Source organism: Kitasatospora sp. NPDC057512 (genome assembly GCF_042802135.1).
GTDB lineage: Bacteria > Actinomycetota > Actinomycetes > Streptomycetales > Streptomycetaceae > Kitasatospora.
On the sequence record NZ_JBHVET010000964.1, the window covers coordinates 1 to 2584 of the forward strand.

Sequence of the window (2584 nt, forward strand, 5' to 3'; positions counted from 1 at the left end):
GTCCGCCGCCGCGCCGAGCGCGGTGCCCGTGCGCGGCTTGCTCTCCGAGGCGGAGAGCAAGCCGGTGTACGACCTGGACCCGGAGCGGAAGGTGGTGGCGCTCACCATCGACGACGGCCCGGACCCCCGGTACACGCCGACCGTGCTGTCGATGTTCGAGCAGTACGGGATCAGGGCCACGTTCTTCCTGATCGGCGAGAACGCGGTCGAGCACCCCGCCCTGGTGCGGGAGATCGCGGACCGCGGCCACCACATCGCCAACCACACCTGGACCCACCCCGACCTGCGGCACATGTCGGAGGGCAAGGTGCGGGACGAACTGGAGCGCACCTCCGACCTGCTGCAGCGGACCACCGGCCGGCAGCCCACCTGGTTCCGTGCGCCGGGCGGGGACTGGTCGGCGGTCTCGCTCAAGGTGGCCGCCGACCTGGGGATGCGGAACATGGCCTGGTCGGTGGACCCGCGGGACTGGGCCCGGCCGGGGACCCCGGCGATCATCGACCGGGTCCTCAAGAACGTCCGGCCCGGGTCGATCGTGCTCAACCACGACGGCGGCGGGGACCGGTCGCAGACGGTGGCGGCGTTGAAGGCGTACCTGCCGGTGCTCGTCGATTCGGGGTATCTCTTCACGGCTCCGCCGAACTGAGTTTCGCATGACGGGGCAGGTCGCGGCTTTAACCCTTAAACCACTCGAATGGGTGGATTAGAAGAACCGTTTTTGCAGTTTTTGGGCCTCTAGGGTGATCTCGCACCGATTAACCGGGTACTGCCGAGTACCACCTGAAAGGCCCTCACTCATGCGTCTCCGCAACGCCATCCTGGCCGCCGCCAGCGCCGTCGCCCTCGTCCTCGCCGTCCCGTTCTCCGCCAATGCGGCGACGGGCGACTTCCTCTACAAGGTCGGCCCCGGGGTCCCCGTGGGCCTGGCCGACCCGCAGAGCCGCGAGTGCATCGACCTGCCGTGGACGACCGAGGAGGACCCGGGCTTCGCGCCGCAGAACCTCACCCGGTCCACGGCCACGGTCTTCCTGGACTTCGGCTGCGAGGGCGACGTCTTCTACGTCATGGACCCCGGCAAGAAGCTCGGCGACCGGCTGAAGCTGCGCTCCGTCGTCTTCTCCTGAGCGCCGGGGAGCGCGGGGTGGCCGGGGCCGGGCGGGCGGCGTAGGTTCGAACTGTCCGGCCCGGTCGCCGGCCCCTCGCCGTGCCCGTACGCCTGTCGTCCTCGCGCGGCCCGCCGTGCCCGTGGTCGGGCGCCGCAGCCTGGGCAGAGCGAAGGAGGGCCTGGGATGACCGGCAACGGCTACGCGCACCCCGAGGCGTTGGTCCGCACCGAATGGCTGGCCCACCACCTGGACGACGGGACGATCCGGGTCGTCGAGGTGGACGAGGACACCGAGGCCTACGACCGGGACCACATCCCCGGCGCGGTCGGCTGGAACTGGACCACCGACCTGCACAGCCAGGTCGGCCGGGACTACATCGACCGCGACGGCGTCCAGCACCTGCTGCGGGCGGCCGGGGTCGAGGACGACACCACCGTGGTGCTCTACGGGGGCAACAACAACTGGTTCGCCGCGTACGCCTACTGGCTGTTGCGGCTGCGCGGCTTCGGGCCGGTGCGGCTGCTGGACGGCGGGCGCAAGAAGTGGGAGCTGGAGGAGCGGGAGCTCACCCGCGAGGTGATGGACTACCAGCACAGCGGCTACCGGCTCGGCGGGCCCGAACGGCCGGAGCTGCGGGCGCTGCGGGACGAGGTGCTGGCCAGGGCCGAGGTGTTCGCCAAGCCCGGGGCGGACGCGGTGCTGGTGGACGTCCGCTCGCCGGCCGAGTTCCGGGGCGAGCTGATCGCGCCCCCGCACCTGCCGCAGGAGCAGGCGCAGGTGCCCGGGCACATCCCCGGCGCGGTCAACATCCCGTGGTCCCAGGCGGCCAACGACGACGGGTCGTTCCGTTCGGCGGAGGAGCTGCGGGCGCTGTACGGGGGGAAGGGCGTGGAGCCGGAGCGCGAGGTGATCGCGTACTGCCGGATCGGCGAGCGGTCCGCGCACACCTGGTTCGCGCTCACCGAGCTGCTCGGGTACCCGCACGTGAAGAACTACGACGGCTCGTGGACGGAGTACGGCTCGTTGGTGCGGGCGCCGGTGGTGCTCGGGGCGTGAGGGGTGGGAGGGGTGAGGGGGCCACAAGGGGCCTCAGGGGTGGGTGGGGCGGGTGAGGCGGTGTGACGGCTTCGCGGCACGGCTGCGAAGCCGTCGTGTCGGCGCGTTTCTTTTCATGAACATCTCACCGGAGGGGAGTGGACGAGGGGCTTCCGGGACAAGGATCGATCCGACCCAATCGTTCCGGTGATCCCTGGAGGACCACGTGCGCAAGAGGCTGATCGTCTCTGCTGCCAGTGCCCTGAGCCTGTTCCTGGCCGTTCCCGCCTCGGCTTCCGGCTTCCAGCCGGGCGCGGCCGGGGTCGGCGACCCGTACTACCCGACCTACGGCAACGGCGGGTACCGGGTCTCGCACTACGACGTCCGGTTGAAGTACCAGCCCGCCACGGACGAGCTGGAGGGCACCACGACCATTCTCGCCA

The 2584-nt window shown here is 70.8% G+C and carries 3 protein-coding genes and 1 pseudogene; all 4 read left to right on the forward strand.

Annotation, left to right across the window (positions count from 1 at the left end):
- On the forward strand, positions 1-646 hold a 646-nt coding region (locus ACFU6K_RS36295; protein ID WP_380670504.1), incomplete at its 5' end, for a polysaccharide deacetylase family protein.
- A 151-nt stretch (positions 647-797) separates the two neighbouring features.
- Complete coding sequence (locus ACFU6K_RS36300) at positions 798-1124, forward strand: hypothetical protein (protein WP_380670506.1); 327 nt, start codon at positions 798-800, stop codon at positions 1122-1124.
- Positions 1125-1289: 165 nt separating this feature from the next.
- Positions 1290-2162: a sulfurtransferase gene (locus ACFU6K_RS36305; protein ID WP_380670508.1), complete on the forward strand. Its 873-nt coding sequence runs from the start codon at positions 1290-1292 to the stop codon at positions 2160-2162.
- A gap of 205 nt (positions 2163-2367) precedes the next feature.
- A pseudogene (locus ACFU6K_RS36310) lies at positions 2368-2584 on the forward strand (M1 family peptidase); the annotation flags it as partial.